At 38.9% G+C, this 16,006-nt stretch carries 16 protein-coding genes; 13 read left to right on the top strand and 3 right to left on the bottom strand.

The window, feature by feature from the left end; genetic code table 11:
* Positions 1-132: 132 nt before the first annotated feature.
* From M030_RS0116415 to M030_RS0116355, 13 genes are all read left to right on the top strand, one after another.
* Positions 133-2,061 carry a type VI secretion system Vgr family protein gene (locus tag M030_RS0116415; RefSeq protein WP_027374495.1) on the top strand — a complete coding sequence of 643 codons (1,929 nt, stop codon included), beginning with the start codon at positions 133-135 and terminating at the stop codon, positions 2,059-2,061.
* Between the two features lies 1 nt (position 2,062).
* The gene (locus tag M030_RS25605; RefSeq protein WP_155857878.1) at positions 2,063-2,233 is read left to right on the top strand and encodes a hypothetical protein; all 171 of its coding nucleotides are present in this window, start codon (positions 2,063-2,065) and stop codon (positions 2,231-2,233) included.
* Positions 2,234-2,297: 64 nt separating this feature from the next.
* Positions 2,298-3,335, top strand: coding sequence for a DUF2931 family protein (locus M030_RS0116405; protein WP_228457448.1), 1,038 nt, complete (start codon positions 2,298-2,300; stop codon positions 3,333-3,335).
* Between the two features lie 6 nt (positions 3,336-3,341).
* Positions 3,342-4,805, top strand: a complete 1,464-nt coding sequence (locus M030_RS24350) for a phospholipase effector Tle1 domain-containing protein (protein WP_027374493.1) — start codon at positions 3,342-3,344, stop codon at positions 4,803-4,805.
* A 33-nt stretch (positions 4,806-4,838) separates the two neighbouring features.
* On the top strand, positions 4,839-5,879 hold the full coding sequence (locus tag M030_RS0116395) for a LysM peptidoglycan-binding domain-containing protein (protein ID WP_027374492.1): 1,041 nt from the start codon (positions 4,839-4,841) through the stop codon (positions 5,877-5,879).
* 99 nt (positions 5,880-5,978) lie between these two features.
* Positions 5,979-6,467 (top strand): DUF4280 domain-containing protein, encoded by a 489-nt coding sequence (locus M030_RS0116390; protein WP_027374491.1) that lies wholly within the window; start codon positions 5,979-5,981, stop codon positions 6,465-6,467.
* Between the two features lie 11 nt (positions 6,468-6,478).
* Positions 6,479-9,271 carry an OmpA family protein gene (locus M030_RS0116385; protein WP_027374490.1) on the top strand — a complete coding sequence of 931 codons (2,793 nt, stop codon included), beginning with the start codon at positions 6,479-6,481 and terminating at the stop codon, positions 9,269-9,271.
* Position 9,272: 1 nt separating this feature from the next.
* Positions 9,273-9,878: a hypothetical protein gene (locus tag M030_RS0116380; RefSeq protein WP_155860266.1), complete on the top strand. Its 606-nt coding sequence runs from the start codon at positions 9,273-9,275 to the stop codon at positions 9,876-9,878.
* 4 nt (positions 9,879-9,882) lie between these two features.
* On the top strand, positions 9,883-10,599 hold the full coding sequence (locus M030_RS0116375) for a hypothetical protein (protein ID WP_123840880.1): 717 nt from the start codon (positions 9,883-9,885) through the stop codon (positions 10,597-10,599).
* A 44-nt stretch (positions 10,600-10,643) separates the two neighbouring features.
* Positions 10,644-11,414: a hypothetical protein gene (locus M030_RS0116370; protein WP_027374487.1), complete on the top strand. Its 771-nt coding sequence runs from the start codon at positions 10,644-10,646 to the stop codon at positions 11,412-11,414.
* A 79-nt stretch (positions 11,415-11,493) separates the two neighbouring features.
* The gene (locus M030_RS25035) at positions 11,494-12,270 is read left to right on the top strand and encodes a hypothetical protein (RefSeq protein ID WP_051585123.1); all 777 of its coding nucleotides are present in this window, start codon (positions 11,494-11,496) and stop codon (positions 12,268-12,270) included.
* Positions 12,267-12,827, top strand: coding sequence for a LemA family protein (locus M030_RS0116360; RefSeq protein ID WP_027374486.1), 561 nt, complete (start codon positions 12,267-12,269; stop codon positions 12,825-12,827). The genes M030_RS25035 and M030_RS0116360 overlap by 4 nt, the downstream gene beginning before the upstream one ends.
* Positions 12,814-13,188, top strand: a complete 375-nt coding sequence (locus M030_RS0116355) for a hypothetical protein (RefSeq protein ID WP_123861696.1) — start codon at positions 12,814-12,816, stop codon at positions 13,186-13,188. The genes M030_RS0116360 and M030_RS0116355 overlap by 14 nt, the downstream gene beginning before the upstream one ends.
* 90 nt (positions 13,189-13,278) lie before the next feature.
* Here the strand turns inward: M030_RS0116355 and M030_RS0116350 are convergent, their stop codons facing one another.
* From M030_RS0116350 to M030_RS0116340, 3 genes are all read right to left on the bottom strand, one after another.
* Positions 13,279-15,072 (bottom strand): endonuclease, encoded by a 1,794-nt coding sequence (locus M030_RS0116350; protein WP_027374484.1) that lies wholly within the window; start codon positions 15,070-15,072, stop codon positions 13,279-13,281.
* A gap of 192 nt (positions 15,073-15,264) precedes the next feature.
* Positions 15,265-15,792, bottom strand: a complete 528-nt coding sequence (locus M030_RS0116345) for a DUF4136 domain-containing protein (RefSeq protein ID WP_027374483.1) — start codon at positions 15,790-15,792, stop codon at positions 15,265-15,267.
* Between the two features lies 1 nt (position 15,793).
* On the bottom strand, positions 15,794-15,976 hold the full coding sequence (locus tag M030_RS0116340; RefSeq protein ID WP_007842321.1) for a DUF5522 domain-containing protein: 183 nt from the start codon (positions 15,974-15,976) through the stop codon (positions 15,794-15,796).
* Positions 15,977-16,006: the final 30 nt, after the last annotated feature.

The following is a 16,006-nucleotide window of genomic DNA, read 5'->3' as shown; positions in this document are numbered from 1 at the left end:
CATTCCAAGATATTAAAAGACTGTCCTTACAAGACGGTCTTTTTTTACCTGTTGGAAAATCATTATCTGCCGGATTTTTATTTGTTTAAAAATTCTTCAAAAAATTAAAAACCTAACAAATCACTACACAATATGTCAATCATGCCTGGGAATCAAGCGGGGACTTTTCGTCCGACGCAAAATGCAGACGGTATATCTGAAAATCATCATACAGGAATCAACCGATTGGTAAAACTCTCTCTTGTAATAGAGGGAAAGATGATCAAATATTACAAACACTTTAAACTTAAGCAAAGTACAAAACGCCATCATGAGTTTACGCTCACCTTGGCACATGATACCTTGGGAGAAAGGCAAACCCATTCATTGGAAGATGCTAATAAATTTCTTGGAAAACGTCTCACAGCCATTATTTCTTATAAAGATGTCGACAACAGCCCGGAAAGGACTTTTGTGGGAGTCATTACAGGTGTCGGATTCAGTCAGGAAAAAATGAGCCTGGGAAATATCGTACTCACCGGAAGCAGCCCGACCATCCTTCTTGACGGAGCTCCGCATATTCAGAGCTTTGGGGGAAATCAGCCCGTCAACATGGGAATTATTGCAGAAGAAGTCATCAAACAAGGAATAGATAAGAACCGTTTTGACGTAAGAGTTGATGCTAATAATTTTTCACAGATCATCTACAGCAGCCAGTATGATGAAACGCATTATAATTATCTGGCAAGAATGGCGGAAGCATACGGAGAACAGTTTTATTATGATGGCGAAGTAGTACATTTCGGAAAACTCCCTCCCCAGAACAAACCCATCATCTTAACCTACGGAAGCAGTGCCAATGATATCAAGGTTGAATTAAAAGCAGTGCATACCAGACCACAATTTTACGGTTACAACAGTCATAAAAATGAAAAACTAACTTCCGGATCAACACCCATCAAACATGTGGGGGATCTTGCGAAGACAGCTTACAGCCATAACGATTCTATTTATAAGACACCGGCATTACAGGTTGCTCCTATAAAAGCTTCTACTCATCTTGACGTAGAATATTCACAGAAAAGTGCTTCAGGAAGTGAAGCGGTAAATGTTTTTTCCGTTTCAGGAAATACAACCGTTCCTTTTCTGCACCCGGGTTGTGTCGTAGATATGCAGATGCGTAAACCGGATTCCAATGAGACTTCTTATTTTACCAGAATCATGATTACGGAGTCGGAACATGAAATTGATACCATAGGCCATTATCACGGAAGCTTTGTCGGAATTGCTGCAGATACAGGCTTCCTTCCCAGACCAGAATATACCGTTCCTAAAGCCGAGCCGCAGACGGCAACCGTAATTTCAAATACAGACCCTGAAAAGCAGGGAAGGATTCAGGTAAGATTTGACTGGCAAACTAATGATACCACTCATTTTATCAGGATGATGAGTCCCGATGCGGGGGGTACAGACCAGATTACCCAAAACAGAGGATATGTGGCTATTCCTGAAGTAGGAGATCAGGTCATGGTAAACTTCGTGCACAGCCATCCCGACAGACCTTTTGTCATGGGAGGAATGTTCCATGGAGGAGTTGCTTTGGGAGGTGGGATCAATAACCATTTAAAATCGATACAAACCAGAAGCGGAATCAGGATTTTAATGAATGATGAAGAAGGAAGTGTGAAAATTCTTGACCCAAGCGGAAACGTATACTTCATGGATGGTAAAGGAAATATTGATATGAAGGCCCCGAAGAATTTTACATTGAATGCCGGAGAAAATATCAATATTACAGCCGGAAAAGAAATTTCAATCGGAGCCGGAAACAGTATTACGAGCAATGCTAATGATGATATTATTTCTGTAGCAGGACAGGATATTGTACAAACCGCTTCCGGTGATATCAGGGAATCTTCGGATACCAGAACCGAAATGGTAGAAAAAGAATTCAAAAGACAATCCGAAACCTCTCATGAAATTGCAGGAGAAATATCCATGTTCAGCGAGCTGGAAAATATGACCATGCAGAGTGGAAAAATCGTAGAATTCAACAGTGCTGAAAAATCAAAATTGTTCTAAAATGGCCATTAGAAAAACCGCAACCAATATCCGGGTCACCGTGAAAGACTCTTATCATTTAAATGTAGGAAAAAAGGTAGAAAAGATTGCCCAAAAGATAAATGTGGAAGCACAGCGGGAAAATCTTATTTTGTCCAGCAATAAAAAAATAATGTCTCATGGGAATAAATAAATTGAAAACTTTCATTCTTTTCATTGTATGCAGTTTCTCATTAATCACATGTCAAAATAAAAAAATGGAAGAAAAATATATATGGACAGGAACCTTGTCAGCACCCAATGAATACCCGATGCAGGCTTATTACGGAGAGCTGATCGCTGATGATTATCAGTTTCCGTTTTCTGATATCTGGGGAATTACAGGCGGAGGATGGGGAGAACCCGGAAAACATATGGGGGGCACAGATCATCCCGTCAAAGTTCCCCATACCTTGGAATTTACCTGGTATTCTCTGGCAGAAAATAAATTTTATGCAGGACATTGGGAGTTGGACACCCAAAAAATTACCCGATTGTTTAATGAAGGATTCAGCCAGACCTATTTTGATTCCTTAAAAAAAGGAACATATGACACCTTTGTCATTGGCTTAGGACCAAAAGGGAAATTGATACTTTGGTTATATGGAGACGGACATCAGGTTGAGGTAGGACATTTTCAGGGCAAAGAAATACAAATTACACAAGCAGAAGCTTACGATAAATTTAAATATGTATTTGAACCCAACTACAGAGAAGATATCCTGAACGACCCTGGAATCGTAAAACCCATCGTTACTCAAAAGATAAAAGACGAAGGCTACCCGAACCCTGATTTATATGAAAATTTCAGAGAAAAATTAAACTGGAGACCCAAGCTTATCTTGCCTGCAGGAAGTACTCTTGAAAAAAGGAATTTTTATATGGCCAACGGTGAACGTGAAAGTACGCTGCAGGATCAGCCGGCTACTGCTTTACCGTATGCCAAAAGAGCTGTGCCGTATCTTTTCTATTTCGAATGGAAAAATAAAGACGGAAAACAGGAAAGCTCACAGATTGTATGTACAGGGAATTCACAATATATAAAAGAGGCCAATAAAGTATACAACGGAACTTTTCTTCCTCTGGATTTTGAAAAAACCGATATGTATAAAATATTTGGAGGATTAGATAAAGAAGCTTCTGCAGATATAGTTATTGATATAAGCAGTGGAAATACTGCAGAGATTTATATCGAGCAAAACGGTAAAAAATATCCGGTGACACAGACCGATAAATACGTAAAGCAAAACAAATAGAAACCTATGTCAAATGTAGTTTTTGGAAATTATACTCCCGAAAACATAGAAGATGATTCTATAGATGCTGTACTGGGAGTTTTCTTTGATGGAACGCTCAACAATAAAGCCAATACCAAAGAGCGGGAAAATAATACGGAAGTTTATAAAAAATACGGGATTAAAACCTGGTCCAAAAAGCTGATAAGCGAGAAAAAAGACACCAGTTATGATAATGGCTGGAGCAATGTTGCTCGTATGTCGGAAGCCTGCAATGCTGATTATGGCATTTATATCGAAGGAATAGGAACCGATGACCGTAAAGATGATGAAAATAGCGGCTTTGCTTTTGGGAGCGGAGACACAGGAATCCGTGGGAAAGTGAGAAAAGGCTGTGAAGAAACAGTCAAAAGATTAAAGGAAAAACTCGGCAATAAAAAGAAAGTTGCCGTCTTAACATTGGATGTCTTTGGATTCAGCAGAGGAGCGGCGGCAGCCCGTAACTTTGTATATGAAATTAATAAAAGAAAGTACGCCGCCAACAAGAAAACCTATACCAAAAGAAAAGTAAGCGTTACCTTTTACAGTGATGATGACGGAAAAGAAGTGCCTATTACCCAACTGCCGCCAAGAGGACATCTTGGATTAAAGTTAATGGAGGCAGGTATTACCGTTGAGCGGATTGTCGTTCGCTTTTTGGGAATTTATGACACCGTTTCATCGTATCATCCCGGTGTTTCTGCAAAGCCCAACTTCAGCAATGATGTAGAAGAATTACACCTGGACGATATAACCTCGGCCAAAAAAATTGTACACTTTATTGCCACTGATGAGCACAGGGAGAACTTCGATCTTACCAATGTAGCCTACGATACAGATGCAAAAGGAAAAAAGCAGGTTCCTGTTTTCTATGGAGAAGAAAAAACATTTCCGGGCGTACATTCAGACATTGGAGGAAGTTACTTATCCGAAACAGAATGGGTAAGAGAAATAGAAACCGACTGGACGGATAAAAGAGATCTTAAACCTCTTGAAGACAGATTGGTTGCCGAAGGATGGTATAACAGAAATCAACTCTCCTACATTGGGGGCAATGCATATTTTGCATTAAAAGGAGTCAGAGATTTACTGCATACCTACAGCTATATTCCCCTCACATTTATGACAGAAAAAGCCAATACCGCTAAATGTGAGCAGATATCCATGACGAAGATAAAAAAGACCTATGATTTTTCTAAAGATACCCTTCTGGTTCGTGTTGAAAAAAAACTTAGGGGATATGTCTTTAAAAACGGAAAACCTTATGATTTTAAGTGGGTTGCTGATCTGGATAAAAAATATAACCATAATAAAACTCATCCTGATTATATAAGAGAGCTCGCAGAGCAGAAAGACCTCAGAGATTTAAGGAATAAATACCTCCACTGGTCTGCCGACCGGTATGCCATAGGAATGGACCCGAGGTCAGACAGGAAAAGAGTGGTGCATTAAAATATAATCAACACGTTGTGAAGCAGGATAATTATGCAGAAATTTAATATACATACCGTTCAGGAAAACGATACCCTAAAAAGCATTGCAGCCCTTTATGGAATAGATAAAGATGCGCTGAAGTTATTTCACAATAACCTTTGCAGTGTAAGAGATATGGTTCTGATTGAGCTGACCGGGCAGAAGGAGATTTTTATTCCCAGATCTTCAGCAGTTGATCAGGATAAAAAAGTACCGCTGGGTAGGGCTAATAGTCTGGTATTTAACCCTGCAAAAATATACAGGAAATACGGTGCCGTTGTCACTATTGAAAACGGAGATCATCTCAACGAGCTCAAATATGAAGTTTCAGTACGATGGATCAGAAGTGAAAGACAACAACATTATTTTGAAATAAACAGAATTTCCAAAATATATCTGAACGAAGAAGAAGTCAATGAAATAGCAGATATGTTGGCTTATCAGACCTCAAAAGTTTTATATCCTCTGCAGATCAGTACCGATGAGCACGGAAAATTTAAAACAGTTGAGAATCTTTCTGTCTTTAAAGAAAGATGGCCGGCCGTAAAAGAAGCAGTGTACAAGGAATTTGACGGTGAGACTGTTGATCGCTACTGCAGACAGATTGAAAAAGTACTGGATGCTCCTGAAACCCTTAATTTATATCTTAAAAATGATTATTTCATCAGAACATTATTTTATGGGATTTATCAAAGCTTTGGAGAGGATTTTAGCATAGAAGAAATACAAAGCTTCCCGATCACAGATAATCCGATAGAACCAAAATATAAAATAAAACTGGAGCTTGACCCTCTCAAAGATGACCATAATCTCATCCGGATAGACGGAACCGGAAAATTACATGAGGAGAGATCTGCATCTGACTTTATGAACGGTGCTCCTTTCTCTATGATAATTGACGATGAGCCGGTAATGAACGATAATGGTGAATTCAGGGTGAGATATTACCTGGATGAGAAAACAATATTTCCCGAATCAATGTATCTCGAAAGCAGTATTCTTTTGAGGCAAGAAAAGAAGATTTCGGTTTCTATCGCCGCTCTTCCTGAATAAAAAAACAAAACAAATGAAAATTAAATTAAGACACAGACTGTCAGCATGGGCTTCTACTTTTTGCAGCCTGCATTTCAGTCAAAAAGGAGAAGATAAACCATGGCAGAAAAACATATTGTAGTACAGGGAGCAACGTGCAAGTGCCAGTTTGGGCAGGCACCCGATAAGCTCAAAGTACTTACTCACCAGAAAGAATATGCAAATGATAAAGATGCTTCCAAAAAACTCATCGTGACCACGAAAGAAATTGGAGGCGCTACATTTGAAAAAAATACATTTGGTAACTGTACAAAGCATGGTGGCCCACCGCCACCTTGTAAAATCATGGTTACCGAATGGCAGAACTTTTATGATAAAGTCCAGCTAAGTAACGGAGGCTTTATCATTGTAGAAGACAGCAAAGCAGTTTGTGCGGTTGCCGGAAGCCCTTGCATCGAAATCATTGACCACGGACAAAGAGCAGAAGCCAGTCAGCAAAACTTTAAAAATGCCGATCCTGAAGTACAGCAGCAGATCAATCCTTTGGTGGATGCTGAGGAAATGCGTAAAGATGAGAAAAATGATGAAGATCCATCACACGATTTTTAAACAATGATTGTATGGCAAACAAAGGAATAAAAAAAATAGATATTGCTCCAAGAGCTGACAATGCAAAAGTGGTAGTCAGCAGCGGAGATATGATTGGAGTAGAACCCGGAAAACCCATCCGTTTCAGCGTTTCAGAATGGTATCCCGGAACTCCCGATGCAGACAAGAAAAAAGAAGTGGTATGGATCAGGCAGAAATCTTCAAGGAAAACAATCATCGAGCAGCTGAGAAGACCGGCAGGCTATGTATTTGAATATAAATTTACCAAAAAAGAATGCGGAATTCTTTCTTATTATGTTGAAGCCAGCTTAGGAGGAAAACCCGATACCGTCAACAAAGTAGGAAAATATATTTTCGGATTCTGTCCGCCGAGAATTGTAGATTCCAAATGGAGTACAACCGAAGGCGGAAAAGACGTACGAAAAGAATATTATTTCAGTTACGGGCATATCATCTATCTGTATCTGGGTACAGAAGGCCTTAATGGAAGGAAGGATCTTACCATAGAAATTTACAGGAGAATACGATATGGAGGAGGAGCAAAAGACGATCTCCTGTTGAGAACGTTAACGGATGTAGAAGTCAATGACGGTGAAATTAATGTTAAAATCCAGAATACTTCCCAATGGAAAGGGATGATCAAAGATATCAAAGATGTCGAAGAACTCTATGTAAAAGTAAAAGACTCCAAAGGAAAATACATTGTGGATGATAATAATGATGACATTCACGCCCGGTTTTTAAGGATTAAAAATCAGCTGGTGGCCCAGGCTCCCAAGCAACCTCAGAATGTAGTGCCTACCAAGGTTTACATGCCCGATAAAAATGTTGAACGTTACGAACCCTGTAAGTTTGAAATGATCAATATCACCGACATTGGTTTTGATAAGAAAGGAGAAGTAAAAACACCCATTACCGTGTTTGATAACGGGAAAGGGGTGAAAAATACAGCAGCAAAAGAAACCATCCATGCTACCATTTTTTACGAATTCAATTCTGCAATTATAGAAGGAGACGGGGAAACAAAACTCAATAATATCCTTCGCTTTTTGCTGGAACATCAGCATTCTACGATTACGGTAGACGGTTACGCCTGTGTGATCGGTAAAATGGAATACAACAAAACCCTATCCCAGAAAAGATCCGACATTGTCAAGAAGTTCTTCACAGACGGAGGTTTGGATGCCAAACGAATCAAATCGTTGGGAAAAGGTGAAGTAAACCCTACAGATGATAAAAAAGGAGGTGATAATATCAAGCATAAAGACGAAAAGGAATATAAAAACAACCGTAGGGTAGATATCTATTTTGATTATTTCCCCCACGATGCCAATACCATTATCTATCATACCATTGGGCCCACTTCTTCGACCAAAAGAAATGTTACGATTGAAGTGACGGATCTTGATACCAAAGCTTGTTTCAGGAATAAAGCACTCCACGCCAAAGAAGTTCGGTTGCTGGATATAGGTCAGGTAATCGATGCAGGTGATAAAGAAAGAAAATTTACTTCTCCATCCTTCGACTATCAGGTGTATTCCGATTTATCCAGATTCAATGCACTTCCACTGCAGTATATCTGGCCGGAGTGGACCACCCCAAACAAAATTCATCTCCATGCCCATAGTTGCAGGTTTTACAGCAACACATCAAAGACGACCGTTTTAATGAATGTGTTTCCCGATATCAAATGGGATTTTCATTTCTTTTTAAACTTGAGCAATGACCTGAGTGTTAAATGGCAGAATCTCCCTCCGAAAAAACATCAGGAAATGCAAAGCAAAGCTGGAAAAATCGGAAATGAAAAAAGAGGTAAAAATACGGCGGTAGATTTTGGAGTGACTATGGAAGCCAATTGGGACAAAGTAGCCAATGATAAGTACAACGGTCATTTTGATGCCACTTTCAAGTTTGAAGATAAAATCAAGTGGTTCTATAAAGTCTTCAGTTCTTTAAAAGAGTTTTCAAAAGGGGTGACAGATCAGACCAAAGGAAAAATCAGAAAGAACAGCTTTACCAGTAAACTTCCCTTAGCCATAGAAATGAAACCTCCTAATTTCTGTTTCGGGGGAGAATGGCAGCTGGAAAGAGGCCAGAAAAACCGAAAACCGTTGCCAACAATCGGAACGGCCATGGAAATGTATTTTAAAGCAGAGCCATTGATCGGTATTGACATTACGGTAGACCTTCTCGATATGCTGATACAGGCCGGAGTAGGAGTGGTAAGTGGAGGAACGGCTAATGTAGCAGCCAAACAGGTCTTGAACGAGGTAAGAGCATGGCTGGCTGATGACGACCATCCCGTTACTTTAAACATGTATATGGATTTAAAAGTAAAAGGAACCATTTCAGGAGAAACCAAACTGAACTTTAATACCAATTCAGATGCAGGCGGAGGAAACGGAAAGCTGACGACCAAAATTGTAATTGAACTGGACGCAGGTATCGAAGTAAAAGCTAAATTCGTAGTTATTATTGCGGAAGCCTATGCGGAAGGAAAACTGAAAGCTACCGGCAAAGCATCTGCTACTTTCGGACAGAGTTTAACGTATGATCAGAAAAGCAGTACACAAAAAACCTTATATTACAGGCCGGAAGTGAAATTTGACGGACTCGTTGCAACCGTAGTGGTAAAAGCCAGCGTCGGATTGTACATTAAAAAAGGTTTTTTAGAAACAGACCGAAAAATGGAACTCGTTGATTTTGATAAAACCTACCAGATACTTCCTGAGTTTGATGTGATTCAAAAACTGGAAAAATTTACAGGAATATCTGCACAAATACCATTCATTCAACAAGGATAATATGAAAAATATACTACTGATAAGTACTTTGCTATTGTTTAATTGCTGTAGCTCCCAATCAAAAACGGAGTTGTCAGATCTGAAGCCGGGAACTAATCATGAGGCTGTCCTTAAAAATGCTACGAGACAAACTGATCTTGAACAAACGACGGGATATCCTTATTATAATACCTATAAAGTAGACCAATATCAGTATGGAGGCATCCAATTTGTAGTGGATTATCCCAAAGGAAAAAAGTTTCTCAAAAGCGAGATCGGATTTCTGGTCAACAATCAGAAAGATAATCTGCTTCAGGGTTACTTTATTGTAACTAAAAATTTTAAAGAAAGTGAATCATTGATGGCAGCCTTGAAGAAAAAATACGGTGAGCCGGAAGTGATTTCAACAGCGACAGACGCGTGGCCATATTCCGGATATTACTGGAAAAAGACCAAAGACGGTTTTGATATTTTATTGGAACAGGTGAAAAGTAAAGTTACCACGGATCAGAAAGAAGCAATAGGTTTCGAGACCAGCCTGTATTTTGTGAAATCGGGAATACATTACGGGAATATGGAAGACAGAGAAACTGTTTTACAAAGTTTTATAACCACTCATGAAAAATAATACTATGAAAAATTTGAAATATGTGCTCATATCAGCCATGTGCTTAGGACTCTCATCATGTGGTCAGCAGGGAAAAAACGGAGCACCTCAGACCGAGGTTAAAAATAATACCCAGACCGGGCCTTTTAATCTGGCATCTATTTCCATAGGACAAAATATCAACGATATTCTGAAATCCGGAGGAATAACGACAAAAGATACCGTTTATACGGATGAGGTTACCTTAATAGGGAATGAAAGACTGGCGTTTTCAACAGAAAAAATCCTACACTTTAACGGAATAAGTTTAGACGGGAAAAATAATAAAAATACCAATAAAGTTCTTTTGCATTTTGGAAAAGTTGACCACGAAATAGGACCGCTTGCCAATGAAAAAGATGATGAGCTGGGTATGTATCAACTGGATATTTATACAGAAAATGAAAAAAAGGCTCTTTTTGAAAACTTAAACCAGACATTACAGAAACCAGAATTTAATACTGTACATGAAAGTTTTGACTCAGAAGTGAAAGACAATGAAGTCATCCCGACACCTAATAAGTTCAGACAGGAAGTAGCCATCTGGAAAAATAAAGACGTTATTTACTACTACTGTGAAACCCGGATTGACAACAAGCCTGAAGAATACCGATGCAACCTGTTTGTTTTCAAAAATAAAGAATGGAAAGATCTTCTTAATGGATCCGGATATCCGGACCTGGATAAAATTTCTTTAAGCTAACCCCAAACAATCTCTTAACTTAAGATACACCTTATAAAACCACTATGCAGCAGCCTTATTATGTCATTGATTTCAGTGCATCCGCATGTATGCTGGAGATCCGAGTGAATGACTATCCTGTGATTCATATGAATATCACCCACCAGGTTTCCACCATGATTCCTGTCAATTATGCCATTCTTGAGAGTGGAGAACAGACACTGACGGCCTCTATTCTTCCCATAGCAGGAAAAACAGAGCTTGATAAAGAAGCCGAATTGAAATTGAATATAAAACTGTTTGATGTAGCCAACAACTTTGTCTTTGACAGTCAGTTTGGTGATTATCAGTCAAAACCGGTTGAAGATCAGAAATTACCGGTTCTCAGACACAATAGCACTTTTAAAGCGGAAGTTCCTTACCAGTTAAAGGCATGGCAGCATGGCAGGAACCTTAAAGACCTTAAGGATGTCAGAGAAAAGCTGGAAGCGGCCTACAATAAATTGATCAGACAGATTCAGACCGGAAGATATGATGAGTATAAGAAGATGATTTCTGCCAGAGAAGAAAATATGGCAAAGTCCATGTATCTTTCAGCCGGTGAATCAGAAGGAAGATTTAAAGAACTGCTGCAGGAATTCAATGCCGGAATGGAGGTACAACCTTTACCACAGGATGCTGTCATGATATTCTACGCGGAAAATAAAGCAGCCGTTTTAAAAAGATTAAACGGAGACTCAGCCCTATATCTGGTAGATCCGAAAACCAAAGAAGAGCTGATGCTGGATATTTCATTTTATATTCCGGAAGGAAAACAAGAATTTGAAATTATATAAATTTTAAAATAAAACGTATTTTTAAGCGCAGAGTCTGTTGCGTTGCAAACAAAGACAAGGTGACTTACCGGATAAACACATGAGAAACAACAAAAAAATATCATTACTTGTTATCGGAATCGCAGTATTCTGCTTTCTCTATTTTATCCTGTGGTTGATCTTTAAAGAAAAGATGCCGTTTCATAATGATCTTTCAGACTTTTATACCCATTATGACAGCTATGCAGAGCGGATATTTATTTTTCTTCCCTTATTCTTTTTTGTCATCGTTGCATTGCTTATCCTGAAACCTACATCTGCCAAACGGTTTTTGAAATTGCAGTCCTCTCTTCCTACTTCAAAAATTCAATCATTAGCCAAAGGATTGGTAGAGGTGGAGGGCAGTCTGGTGATGAATACTCCTTTGTCTTCACCCGTAAACAATGAAACCTGTATCGGATATTATTACACGATTGAAGATATTGACAAGGATTCAGACGGTGACGAAAGGTATACGACCATTCACCGGGAAACGAAATGCAACCCTTTCAGGATAAAGGACAGCACAGGAATGATCGATGTAGAACCCGAAGGAATTGAGCTGGTCCTTCTGAGCGAAACCAACATCAGCAGCAATAATAGCAAAAGATATACGGAAACCCTTTTAAAGGACGGGCAGAAAATGCTTTTGGTAGGCTACGCGGATAGCAGAAACGGAGTGCCGTTTATCAGAAGAGATGACCATCATAAAATATTGGGAATAACCTCAGCATCAGGCATTGATGTCTGGAACAAATACCAGCCCCTGCTCAGATCGTTTCTGTTCATATGTTCCGTTATCCTTTTAATCATAACCTATATACTCATACAATCATGAATCAAACCGTTGCAATCATCATACTTATCCTGCTGGGAGTCACCATTATCAGCTTTTTGATCAGCCTGTACAATAAATTGGTAATGCTGAAATTCAATGTTGAGAAAGCCTACGGCAACATTGATGTCATTGTAAAACAAAGAGCAGATGAAATCCCAAATCTGGTGAATGTTGCCAAACATTTCATGAATTATGAAGAAAATGTTCTTACCCGTCTTACAGAGCTTAGAACATCCTATAGCACGACTACAGATGCTGATAAAAAAACAGAAATAGCCAATGAAACCTCAAAGGCTTTAACTTCATTCTTTGCCGTTTCAGAAAACTATCCGGAGCTGAAATCCAATAATAATTTCCTGGAACTCCAAACAAGGGTTTCTGAGCTTGAAAATAAAATTGCCGACAGAAGAGAATTCTTCAACGACAGTGTCAATCTTTATAATATAGGCATCCATGAGTTTCCCAATGTATTGTTAGCTGGGATGATGGGGTATAAAGACAGGACTTTACTGGAAATAGCAACCGAAGAAAAACACTATGACGGTGTCCGGTTTTAATATCTTCACCAGGCTTGCGGGCGAATTTCAGGACTCTCCGGAGATGATCATCTTTGGAGCATTTTTTCTGCCTTTAGTCTTGCTTATTCCGGTTACCGTGGCAGGATGGGTATTCCGTAAACTTAAATTCAATATGTATATCGTTCATGTACTATTGTATACCCTGCTTTTCACCTTTATCCTGGGAGTTGTTACCATATTTGTTCTCTTCCTGGTTACTGATAAGAATATCATCAAGCTGATGTATTGCTGGCTGACTATTTTTACCGGAATGTTCTTTTTCAGTTTGATCAATGCCAATACCATTACCAAAATGTTTTCTGATTGGTCTAAAATTATTAAAGAAAAAGAGAAGAAATAAATTGAAAATTGAAAATGCTGAATCTTTACATAAAAAAGCTGGCCCCCGAAGCAGGGACCAGCTTTTTTTTATCTGATGAATGGTCTTGAATTATTTAACTAAGAACTGCAAGGTAGCTCCATCCAGTTTTAAGATATAAACGCCCTGACCAAGATTTTGGGTTCTTATTGAATTTCCGTTCTTAAAAGGCTGATCAATCGTTTGCATTACTTTTCCCTGCAAATTATAGATTTCCGCTTTTTTCACCCTCTGAATATCTCCTTTTACCGTTATTTCCTGGTTTGTAACAGGATTGGGAGAGATTTTAAAGTCCGAAGCCTGTGTTTCCGGGACAGTAGCTTGAGCTAGCCTGGCAGTTCCTCCTGAATAACAGGTCCATGTAAGATCATCAATTGCCACCCTGTTGCTTGTTGAAGTATTAACCAGACTTACCGTTACATTTCCGGAGACATTGATATTGTTGATGGTTGTAGTCGTTACTGAAGTACCGTAAGGAATGGTTCCTACTGTAGTTCCGTTTACTTTCACGTCAAAACTTCCATTGGTTCCTGAAAACTTGAGCTGTGTGGTTACTGTTAGAGAACCAATACCATTTGCTGAGCTTCCGGAAGTTAAAGATCCGTTTCTTACAGTTATTGCTTTGGCATTGATCGTCTGATCTGTTCTTGCATCAGTAGCTGTCCACGAAATTCCGTTATTTGTCCATGTTCTGGTGGAGTAGGAAGAAGTGCTGCCTGTCGGTACTGATTCAAAGTTCTCACTGGCACAACTTGTAGAAGGATTAGTTGCTCCTGCATTGGTTGTTCCGGAAACTGTTGAACTGTTTGCAGAAGAATTTCCGGCCGCATCTTTAGCAACCACATAAAAATTATAAGTAGTGGAAGGGTTCAGTCCTGAAACTGTGGCAGAGGTGGTATTTGAAGTAGTTTTCAAATTTCCGTCCATATAAATGGCATATGAAGTGACCCCCACATTATCTGTCGAAGCATTCCAGGTAAGGGAAATACTGTTGGATGTTTTTCCGTTTACAATTAAGCCGGTAGCTGCCGTCGGCGATTGGGTATCACCTGTTGGCTGCTGAGAACCCCAAATCTGATTGACATAAGAAGGATTGTCAATAAACGGATTTCTATTTCCCTGATAGGTATAAGAAGCATTATTTCTTTTAATTTCCGCCTGAGAAACAGGATCCTGATTATGCCATGCCAGAAGGGTATTCAGCTCCCATGTTTGTAATCCCGGATATGCTGAGCTTCCCAACATATTTCCCGAAGCAAAAGAAGATAGTTTGCTCTCGTAACGGGTTACAAAATAAAAAATCATACGGGCTACATCTCCTTTAAACTCATCAATCGGCTCAAATACAGTCCCCGAATATCCCGAAGAGGAAGAGCTTCCAAGCTTAGATCCGTTTTTAGAAGTAAATGAGGCACTTCCTACCTTTCCGTACGGATAATTGCTTCTCATTCCGTTTACTTTTCCGTCAGTTGCTCTGATAAAGTGAATATCTGCAACCATAGGTGATGCCTGATTAAATAAACTTTGAGGAATCACGTGTTCCCGGTTATAGCAATTGCCTTCCGTAGAATAAGTTCCGCACTGATTTGATCCTGGCGTGTAGTTGTACGGATCTGCACCTGTCGGTTTTTCGGAATAGATATCCAGAATACTTCCGTCATTTTCATAGTCCTTGTCAATATCCGTAGTTTTATAAGCAGTCCATAATCCGTTATATCCTTTGTCCTGATGTCCATTCGAAATAATAGAACTTAAAGCCGTTTTTAATGCTGCACCATTCAATCCGTTAGCTGCATTGTAGTATCCTGCAGGCGCCTGAGCATGCGCAAGTCCCGCAAAGACAGAGAATAAGATAATTTTTTTCATATTAATATAATTTCAAAACAAGAATACTACATTTTTATGAATAAAAAATGACATTATCATTAATTTTAAAATACATAACATAAACAACAGGTAAAAATATTAATGAAAATGATTCCTTTACCTATCAGCCATGATATAAAAAAATGCCGGTGCAATATTGCACCGGCATTCCTATAATAATAGATTAAAATCCTATTTTCTTTGTGGCGGATAATTTTTCATAATCTCAGCCATGATTTCAGGAATCTGTCTCTGTTTTGATTTTGGTGAATCTACAGAAATTCCGCTTCCGATACCCTGCCAAACCAGTTTATTGGTTTTTGAGTCGATGAGATCAACGATTAAAGCCCCTTCATTATAATTGCTGGTCCATGTTCTGTTCATACCGACTCCCCATCCGAATGGGCCACCCCATCCCCACATTCCGTAAGGAGAAGTGGTATTGATATCTGTAATTTTCTTATGATTCGCTTTTACGTTGACAATAAGATCAGGGTTTTCTCCGGACTGAAGTCCTTTGCTTTGCAATTGTCTTGATAGCTCATTCAAAACTCTGTCTTTATCAATATCATTCAATTTTAAATCATCGATTCTTATTTTATATGTTTTATAAGAATTGAAATTGGCAGTTTCAGCATAATCTGAACGTACCTGAAAAGGGCTGCATGAAGTTAATCCCAATGTAGCTGCTGCCAACAAAATAAAAATATATTTTTTCATTTTATTTATTTTTTTTATCATTTTTAATGAATGTATCCGTCTTTTTGTCGTACCCGTAAGGACAGTGCCTGCAACCGCTTTTACAGCAGTATCCTCTTTTCAGATGGAATTTTTCTGTAAAAACCTTGTATCCCTGTTCATTATAGTAAAAGTCTTCACCTTCTTTGATGTCATAATGAGCCATAAGTTAAAACCTAGTCAAAAACTTTTTATA

The sequence above is a fragment of the Chryseobacterium sp. UNC8MFCol genome (genome assembly GCF_000482305.1).
Taxonomy (GTDB): domain Bacteria; phylum Bacteroidota; class Bacteroidia; order Flavobacteriales; family Weeksellaceae; genus Chryseobacterium; species Chryseobacterium indologenes.
The sequence above is the reverse complement of the archived record's forward strand: the minus strand, read 5'-3'. Positions and strand labels throughout refer to the sequence as shown.

Bases quoted from the DNA above. Each gene is read 5' to 3' on its own strand.
- M030_RS0116415 (WP_027374495.1), top strand. From the start codon at position 133: ATGTCAATCATGCCTGGGAATCAAGCGGGGACTTTTCGTCCGACGCAA.
- M030_RS25605 (WP_155857878.1), top strand. From the start codon at position 2,063: ATGGCCATTAGAAAAACCGCAACCAATATCCGGGTCACCGTGAAAGAC.
- M030_RS0116405 (WP_228457448.1), top strand. From the start codon at position 2,298: ATGGAAGAAAAATATATATGGACAGGAACCTTGTCAGCACCCAATGAA.
- M030_RS24350 (WP_027374493.1), top strand. From the start codon at position 3,342: ATGTCAAATGTAGTTTTTGGAAATTATACTCCCGAAAACATAGAAGAT.
- M030_RS0116395 (WP_027374492.1), top strand. From the start codon at position 4,839: ATGCAGAAATTTAATATACATACCGTTCAGGAAAACGATACCCTAAAA.
- M030_RS0116390 (WP_027374491.1), top strand. From the start codon at position 5,979: ATGGCAGAAAAACATATTGTAGTACAGGGAGCAACGTGCAAGTGCCAG.
- M030_RS0116385 (WP_027374490.1), top strand. From the start codon at position 6,479: ATGGCAAACAAAGGAATAAAAAAAATAGATATTGCTCCAAGAGCTGAC.
- M030_RS0116380 (WP_155860266.1), top strand. From the start codon at position 9,273: ATGAAAAATATACTACTGATAAGTACTTTGCTATTGTTTAATTGCTGT.
- M030_RS0116375 (WP_123840880.1), top strand. From the start codon at position 9,883: ATGAAAAATTTGAAATATGTGCTCATATCAGCCATGTGCTTAGGACTC.
- M030_RS0116370 (WP_027374487.1), top strand. From the start codon at position 10,644: ATGCAGCAGCCTTATTATGTCATTGATTTCAGTGCATCCGCATGTATG.
- M030_RS25035 (WP_051585123.1), top strand. From the start codon at position 11,494: ATGAGAAACAACAAAAAAATATCATTACTTGTTATCGGAATCGCAGTA.
- M030_RS0116360 (WP_027374486.1), top strand. From the start codon at position 12,267: ATGAATCAAACCGTTGCAATCATCATACTTATCCTGCTGGGAGTCACC.
- M030_RS0116350 (WP_027374484.1), bottom strand. From the start codon at position 15,072: ATGAAAAAAATTATCTTATTCTCTGTCTTTGCGGGACTTGCGCATGCT.
- M030_RS0116345 (WP_027374483.1), bottom strand. From the start codon at position 15,792: ATGAAAAAATATATTTTTATTTTGTTGGCAGCAGCTACATTGGGATTA.
- M030_RS0116340 (WP_007842321.1), bottom strand. From the start codon at position 15,976: ATGGCTCATTATGACATCAAAGAAGGTGAAGACTTTTACTATAATGAA.